This is a genomic window from uncultured Rikenella sp., assembly GCF_910577125.1.
Classification (GTDB): Bacteria; Bacteroidota; Bacteroidia; order Bacteroidales; family Rikenellaceae; genus Rikenella.
Genome location: NZ_CAJTMN010000092.1, coordinates 1 through 7,694, shown reverse-complemented (window position 1 = coordinate 7,694; position 7,694 = coordinate 1). Strand labels below are relative to the sequence as shown.

Annotated in this window: 7 protein-coding genes; 1 reads left to right on the top strand and 6 read right to left on the bottom strand. The window is 60.7% G+C overall.

Translation table 11 applies throughout. The annotated features are described in order from the left end of the window. Nucleotides 1-99: 99 nt before the first annotated feature. The 5 genes from QZ292_RS08640 to QZ292_RS08620 form a co-directional block, all read right to left on the bottom strand. Nucleotides 100-504, bottom strand: a complete 405-nt coding sequence (locus tag QZ292_RS08640) for a hypothetical protein (protein ID WP_294600587.1) — start codon at nt 502-504, stop codon at nt 100-102. Nucleotides 505-538: 34 nt separating this feature from the next. Further along, nucleotides 539-2,041 carry a putative glutamine/gamma-aminobutyrate antiporter GadC gene (gadC, locus tag QZ292_RS08635; protein ID WP_294600586.1) on the bottom strand — a complete coding sequence of 501 codons (1,503 nt, stop codon included), beginning with the start codon at nt 2,039-2,041 and terminating at the stop codon, nt 539-541. Nucleotides 2,042-2,817: 776 nt separating this feature from the next. Beyond that, nucleotides 2,818-3,375 carry a peptide deformylase gene (gene def / locus QZ292_RS08630; RefSeq protein WP_294600585.1) on the bottom strand — a complete coding sequence of 186 codons (558 nt, stop codon included), beginning with the start codon at nt 3,373-3,375 and terminating at the stop codon, nt 2,818-2,820. 10 nt (nt 3,376-3,385) lie between these two features. Continuing rightward, nucleotides 3,386-4,825, bottom strand: a complete 1,440-nt coding sequence (locus QZ292_RS08625; RefSeq protein WP_294600584.1) for an HD domain-containing protein — start codon at nt 4,823-4,825, stop codon at nt 3,386-3,388. 4 nt (nt 4,826-4,829) lie between these two features. Beyond that, nucleotides 4,830-5,540: a pyridoxine 5'-phosphate synthase gene (locus QZ292_RS08620; RefSeq protein WP_294600583.1), complete on the bottom strand. Its 711-nt coding sequence runs from the start codon at nt 5,538-5,540 to the stop codon at nt 4,830-4,832. 433 nt (nt 5,541-5,973) lie between these two features. Here QZ292_RS08620 and QZ292_RS08615 point away from each other — a divergent pair, with 433 nt between their 5' ends. Next, a complete protein-coding gene (locus QZ292_RS08615) occupies nt 5,974-6,762 on the top strand; it encodes an NAD(+)/NADH kinase (RefSeq protein ID WP_294600582.1) in 789 nt (262 codons plus the stop codon). Nucleotides 6,763-7,439: 677 nt separating this feature from the next. On the opposite strand, the gene QZ292_RS08610 is transcribed toward QZ292_RS08615, so the two are convergent. After that, nucleotides 7,440-7,628, bottom strand: a complete 189-nt coding sequence (locus QZ292_RS08610) for a hypothetical protein (RefSeq protein WP_294600581.1) — start codon at nt 7,626-7,628, stop codon at nt 7,440-7,442. Nucleotides 7,629-7,694: the final 66 nt, after the last annotated feature.

The following is a 7,694-nucleotide window of genomic DNA, read 5'->3' as shown; positions in this document are numbered from 1 at the left end:
AGCTAACTAAAAGTCTTTTGGGTACCTTTTCTTCAGAAAAGGTACGGTTCCGTCCAGCTCAAAGAACAGGGTACAGATAATTGATCAGACAATTACGCATTACTTTTTACAGCTTTTGCACGTGCCTTTTTTCTTGGCATTGGCCCCGACCTCCTCCGCCTTTTCGCCGACCTTGTGAGCCGCCGCCGAGACCGCCGTGGCAGCCGTCGCCACACCGCTGTTCACCTTTTCCTTGACCGTTTCGGAGACCTGATCCGCCTTCTCTTTGACCGTTTCCTTCATCTGGCCGGCCGCCTCTTTGGCCTGTTCGACCTTTTCTTTCATGGCCTCTTTCATCCGGGCCGCCTTTTCCTGTACCGTCTCTTTGACCTGTCCGGCTTTGATCGACACGGCCGCAGCCGCTTCCGATGCCGCTTCTTTCACCGCTTGTCCGGCGTCTTTGAGTTTGCTTTTCGCTCCGGCCAAAGCTACTTTGGCAGCTGCGTTGCTTTCATTCGTTTTCATGATTGATAGTTTTAAAGGTTTATAAATTAGTGAATCAGTGGGTTTTCGAATCGGCGGCCGGCGTCGTCGGAGCCGAGGCGGCCGTTTCCCAGTGGAAAGGCTGGAAATCGGAGCTCGGGTCACGCCAGCCCGGTTTGCGGAGCGCGTAGATGACGAACGGAGTGGCCACCACGATCACGGCGCCGACGATCAGCACCCCGAACCACATGCCGTCGCTGATTCCGGAGATGGAGCCCGGCTTGACGAAGCTCAGCACGAAGGCCAGCAGCGAGCCGCAGAAGCCGACACCGCCGACGATCCACAGCAGGAAGTTGCCCCGCCGTCCGATCCGGAACGGGCGTTCGGTTTTGGGCATCCGGTAGCGCAGCACGATGGCCGAGGCGAACATCAGCATGTACATGATGAGGTAGAGCAGGACGGTCAACTGCGAGAGGATCTGGTAGAAGGACTGCACCGAGGGCATGATGACGAAGAGGAGCCCCAGGAGGGTCACCACGGCGCCCTGTACGTAGAGGATGTTTTTCTGGACGCCCAATTTGTTGGTTTTCTGGAAGAACGGCGGCAGGTAGCCGGAGCGTCCGACGGTAAAGATCCCTTTCGAGGGGCCGGCCACCCAGGTCAGCACGCCGGCCAGCACGCCGAATGCGAGTGCCACGGCGATCACCGGGGTCGCCCACGTCAGGTGGAGATACTTCAGGTAGCCGTCGAAGCCGACCAGCAGCGACTGGGTGAGGTTGATATCCTGGGCCGGAATCACGAACCCCAGCGCGAAGGTGCCGAGGACGAAGATCAGCACGGTCACGAGGGCCCCGATCATGATCGCTTTGGGATAGTTTTTGGTCGGGTTGTTCACGTCCATCACGTGCACGCCCATCATCTCCATCCCGGCATAGAAGAGGAAGATGCTGGAGGCGAGGACGAGGTTATCGAATTTCGAGAGGTCGGGGAAGAAGCTCTGGCTCATGTCCATGTGGTTCTGGCCTCCGGTGGCGATGTAGATCACGCCGAAGAGGATCAGCAGTCCGGCCGGGATGATGGTTCCGACCATGGCTCCGATTTTCGAGACTTTGCCGACCCACCCGAGCCCTTTGAGCGAGATGAAGGTGGCGATCCAGTAGATGGCGAGCACGACGATCAGGGTATAGAGCTTGTTCGAGGCGAGGGCCATGTCGTGTACTTCGTTCATGCCGATGAAGGCGATGGAGACGGCTCCGAAGGTGAGCACGGTGGGGAACCAGATGGTGCTTTCGACCCACTGGAGGAAGATGGCGAGGAATCCGGCGCGGGTTCCCATGGCTTCGCCGACCCAGCGGAAGACGCCGCCCTGCTTGGTGGAGAACATGGCGGCCAACTCGGCGGCCACGAGGGCCGTCGGGATCAGGAAGACGACGGCGGCGAAGAGGTAGTAAAACGCGGAGCTGAGTCCGTAGGTGGCTTCGGCGGGAAGCCCCCGGAGGCTCACCACGGCGGCGATGTTCATGATGGCGAGGGTCATCACGCTGAGTTTCACCGCGGTGGATGGGGTAGAACTTGCCATAATCGGATAGGTTTTAAAGAATGAATAACTTGGTTTTCGGTTCGATAATTCTTTCGTCGTATAGGGTATCCGTGACGGGCGGGCTGTGCAGTCTGCGGCGGGTTTTCTAAGGGGCCGGGGAGCGGACTTGCAACAGAGGCGCCGTCGGTTCGCGACACAGAACTGCAAAGAGCGTGCAATTTCGCTCCGCTTCCGGAAATTTTCCCGAAAGACACCCATAAAACGTTAAAAATCAACCCTCTTCAAACCGTCTTTTTTTTAATACACCCGAAGGGCGATCGTCGAGTCTTGGGCCGAGGCGGCCATTTCGGAGTGCCCGAAGGCACCGCGCGCCACGCCTTAAGGGGGAAATCGTCAAAATGCACTCGTGCGTTTTGACAAGATTTACCAAAGCGCGCGGCAGCGAACGGGGCGAGGGAGTTGGGCTGAGGTTGCCGCAGCAAAACGAAGTTTTGCCCGTCCACGGGACGTGGGGCCCGCCCGGCCCGAGGGCAGTCGAAACTCGACCGCGCGCCACGCCTTAAGAAGCGATTCAACTATTTCGGAGCAAGCCGAAATAGAATGAATCGCGTAAGGCGCGCGGACAGAGAATGACACGAATAATCGGGTTGAACTGAAAAGTGGAAATGCTTCGCATTTCCACTAGCAGCCTCTACCCTATTGCGCCCCACGCTCCGCAGAACCCGGTCTGCGACTGTGCGACAAAAAAAGCGGAGCGTCCCCTTTCCGGGAACGCTCCGCCGACCGGCGTGAAGGACACGCCATACTATCTCAGCCTACTTCGCCGCCTTGCACCGGTACGAAGCCCGGTATTTCCCCTTCACGAAAGCCGCCAGCTTCGACTTCAGCAGATTCTTGCGCAGCGGCGCCACACGATCCGTGAAGACCATCCCGTCCGTATGGTCGTACTCGTGCTGGATCACGCGCGCCGGAAAGCCGTCGAACGCCTCGTCGCGCGGCTGGAGATGCTCGTCGATGTAGCGGATCCGGATGCTCGACGGACGCACCACATCCTCGTTCAGCCCCGGAAGACTCAGACAGCCCTCGCTCATCTTGACGTTCGCCCCGCCGCGCTCGTAGATCTCGGCGTTGATGAAGACCTGCCGCAGGGGCATCCCCTTGGGCAGCTCTTTCGCCACGGGCGTCAGATCGATGCAGAAGAGCCGGATCGGCAGGCCGATCTGAGGTGCGGCCAGACCCACGCCGTCCGCCTGGAGCATCGTCTCGAACATGTCGTCGATCAGTTTCTGCAAATCGGGATAGGTCGCCGGATCGATCTCCCGGGCCACTTCGCGCAGCACGGGGGAGCCGTAAATGTAAATCGGTAGTATCATGGTTCTGTGTTTATTGCTCGTTTCGCCCGCGGGCGACCAGCCCCTCGGCCGCGGCCAGGCGCTCCATCAGGGCATGGGCCGCCTCGTATTCGTTGGGGATCTCGCCGTCGAGGATGGCGTTCTTAATGGCATCCTTAATGACCCCCACGGTGCGACAAGGCGGAATGCCGTAGGTCTCCATAATCATTTCGCCGGTAATGGGCGGCTGGAAGTTGCGGATGTGGTCTTTCTCCTCGATCTCCTTGAGCTTGCGCCGCACGAGGGCGAAGTTCGAGAGGTAGCGCCGCACTTTCGCATCGTTTTTCGAGGTGATGTCGGCCTCGCACAGGGTCATGAGCTCTTCGATGTCGTCGCCGGCCTCGAACAGCAGCCGCCGCACGGCCGAGTCGGTCACCTCGTCTTCCGACAGGATAATCGGCCGCAGATGGAGAAAAACAAGCTTTTGGACGTATTTCATCCGCTCGTCCATCGGGAGTTTCTGTTCGCGGAAGATGGTCGGAATCATCTTCGACCCGACCACTTCGTGTCCGTGGAAGGTCCACCCCACCCGGTCGTCCCAGGCTTTGGTGCGGGGTTTCCCGATGTCGTGCAACAGGGCGGCCCACCGCAACCAGAGGTGGTCGGTGCGGGGGACGATATTATCTAAAACTTGCAGGGTGTGCAAAAAATTGTCCTTGTGCCCCCGCCCGCGCACGGTCTCGACCCCTTTGAGCCGCGCCAACTGCGGAAAGATCAGCTCCAGCAGGCCGCTCTCGTCGAAGAGCCGCCACCCTTTCGAGGGCCGGGGCGAGCGCATGATCTTCTCGACTTCGGTGGCGATCCGCTCGCGGGAGATGATGCCGATCCGCTCGCGGTTGCGCCGGATGGCGGCGAAGGTCTCGGGGTCGATCCGGAAGTCGAGCTGGGTGGCGAACCGGATGGCACGCACCATCCGCAGGGGGTCGTCCGAGAAGGTGGTGTCGGGGTCGAGCGGCGTGCGGATGAGCTGGGCCTCCATGTCCTCCATCCCGCCGAACGGATCGACCAGTTCGCCGAAGTTGTCGCCGTTCAGCCCGAAGGCCATGGCGTTGATGGTAAAATCCCGGCGCCGCTGGTCGTCTTCCATGGTGCCGTCCTCGACGATGGGTTTGCGCGAGTCGGCGCGGTAGGATTCGCGCCGGGCGCCGACGAATTCGACTTCCCACTCACCGACGCGCAGCATGGCGGTGCCGAAGTTCCGGAACACGTTGACCCGGCTGCCTACTTCGCGCCCGAGCTCTTCGGCGACGGCGATCCCGCCGCCGGTGCCTCCCCCCACGACGACGATGTCGATGTCGGTGCAGGGCCGCAGGAGGAAGGTATCGCGCACATAACCGCCTATCGCATAGGCCTGTACGCCGCGCCGGTCGGCAATGGCGCCGATGCGGCGGAAGAGGGGGTCGGCCAGGGCTTTTCGAATCGTCGCCTCCATGGTGCTATCGGTCGGTGTTACGCAGTTTCTGGCGGTAGAGCCGGACGGTGTTTTCGAGCCCGAGGTAGAGGGCTTCGGAGATCAGGGCGTGGCCGATCGAGACTTCCAACAGCCCCGGAATGCGGTCGGCGAAGTATTCGAGGTTCTCCAGGCTGAGGTCGTGCCCGGCGTTCAGGCCGAGTCCGCACGCTGCGGCGGTTTGGGCGGCGGTCACGAAGGGGGCGATGGCCGCTTCGCGGTCGTGGCGATAACCGGTGGCGTAGGCTTCGGTGTAGAGCTCGACGCGGTCGGCGCCTTCGACCATCCGGGGGTCGGCGTCCACGAAAATCGACACACGAATCCCGTTCTGCCGGAACCCTTCGGTGATTTCGGTCAATAGGTCTTTGTTTTTCAGCGTATCCCACCCGGCGTTGGAGGTGATGGCGTCGGGCCCGTCGGGCACAAGGGTGACCTGTGCGGGGCGCACTTCGTTGACGAGTTCGATAAATCGCTCGCCGGGGTAGCCTTCGATGTTGAACTCGGTGGTCAACAGGGGTTTCAAGGCGCGCACGTCGGTGTACCGGATATGTCGCTCGTCGGGACGGGGATGCACGGTGATCCCCTGGGCGCCGAACCGCTCGATGTTCCGGGCGGCTTCCAACAGATCGGGCATGTTTCCGCCGCGCGAGTTCCGCAGGGTGGCGATCTTATTGATGTTTACACTTAACTTGGTCATTTTTCCCTATTTTTGTCTTGCTCTTCGATCGTTCTGATTTCATTCATTGGGGTAGAGGCTGTCAATCGCCCACCGCGGGCACGCGGGGCCCGGCCGGCCTGAGGCCAGTTTCAAACGGGACAAAACTCGACCCGCGCGCGACTGCTGGAAAAGGGAATCTTATTCAAAGCGACTTGCGCTTTGAATAAGATTCCCGCCAGCGCGCGGACTAAAGTATAGCTTCTCTCTTCCTTCGCGCGCCTGACGCGATTCACCTATATTCGGCTCACCGCCGAAAATAGTGAATCGCTCTTTTAGGCGGCGGCGCGCGATTGGTTTGAGGGTACTGCGCTTACGCCGCGCGGGCGGTGCCTCCCGGCACTCGGAATCGGCAGCCTCTACCCCAACAAACGATCATCAAAAAATACAAAGATATAAATTTTGAAGCAGCGTTATGAAGATAGCCCTTTACGCACGCGAAGAGAATCCCGATTTGTCCGCCGTCACCGGCGAGATCGACCGGCGCGGTTTCGCATACACCCTGAATCCCAAAAGCTCATCCGGGTATGATCTGGCCTTGAGTTTCGGCGGCGACGGCACGTTTCTGAGCGCCGTGCGGAAGATGGGCGAATGTCAGATTCCGATTCTGGGGATCAACTCCGGTCGGCTGGGTTTCATGGCCGCCGTGGCTTCGGACGAGATCGGAGCGGCGATGGACAAGTTGTGCGAAGGCCGTTACAGCGTCGAAGAACGGACGCTGCTGGCGGTCAGCGGGGGCTCCTGCGGCCGGGCGGTCAACGAGTTCACGATCCAGAAAGAGGGGATGTCGATGATTTCGGTCGAGATCGGCATCGACGGCGGCAATGTGGCGACCTACTGGGCCGACGGGGTGATCGTCTCGACATCGACGGGTTCGACGGCCTATTCGATGAGCGTCGGCGGGGCGATTGTGGCGCCGGGATGCCGGTGCTGGATCCTCTCGCCGATCGCGCCGCACAACCTGAATATCAGGCCTCTGGTGGTGCCGGACACGAGCGTGGTGACGCTGCGGGTGGTGACGCGGAACGGCGGGGAGGCGATCGCGACGATCGACAACCGGGAACACCGGGTGGCGAACGGTACGAGTTTCACGCTCTCGCGCGCGGAACAGGTGCTGCGGGTGATCCGGCCGGAGGGAAATTCGTTCTACAAGACGCTCCGCGACAAGCTCCTGTGGGGGGTGGACGCGCGGAACAACGGATAAGGGAACCCGGACGGAATTGGGCCGAGGCAGCCCATTGCCCTCCGCGGGGCCCCACAGGGGCTTTTACTAGGGTTATCACTGCCTTATTTAAACGGGGCCCGGCCGGCCTGAGGCCAGTTCTCTCCTGTCTTCAAAGCCGCGCGCCGTCGCCTGAAGAAGCGATTCAATCCTTTCGGCAATGAGCCGAAATAGAGTAAATCGTGCAGGCGCACGAAAAAGTGGCGGAGCGAAAGCGGAGCCACAGTGAGGCGGATACAGGGACGGACAGAGAACTGGGCTTTGCTTTGGGCGGAGATTGTTCTTTGGGCTGCGAGCGAACAGCTAAGTCCCCGTGGCAACGGTCGGCCCGCAGCCCCCCGGATGCGGAGGGCCGAAATACTTCGCTCACGCTCCGTATTCGTTCTCCGCTGGCTGCGGCCGAAAACAAATTGACTGTGCTCTTGCGACCTTACGGCGCGAGGGGGGCGCGTTGAGGACGAAGGGGGCGGAGAATTGGGCTGTGAGTTGGATGAAGTCGGAGCGGGCCAGAGCCTGCGGGGCCCAAACGAGCAACGCGAGTTGCGGGCCTCCCGCTGGGGGAGGCTCTCGGCCCGCGCGCCCCTGCTGGGGCGCAAAATCTTTGAAGTACTTCAAGTCCAAGCCCGGGTTCGAAGTGCCCAATCAGTCGAGTCATCCGTTTATTCCGAGAGGCAACGCAACTGAAAACCGTTGGCACGGCGGTTCGAGTGTCCGGGTTGAGCCGCATTCATCACGAAACGCAGACAGACGCCGTACGTTCCACTGGCCGAAGCCGACCAGACGGAACCCTCGTTGCCGACGTAGTACAGCGCGCCCGAGGTGTCGTAGCGGAAACCCGGGGCGGGCAAATGGTTACAAAGAATCGCCGGGGGATTTTCAAGGGGGATGCGAGTCCCCCTTGAATGTGCTCTTTG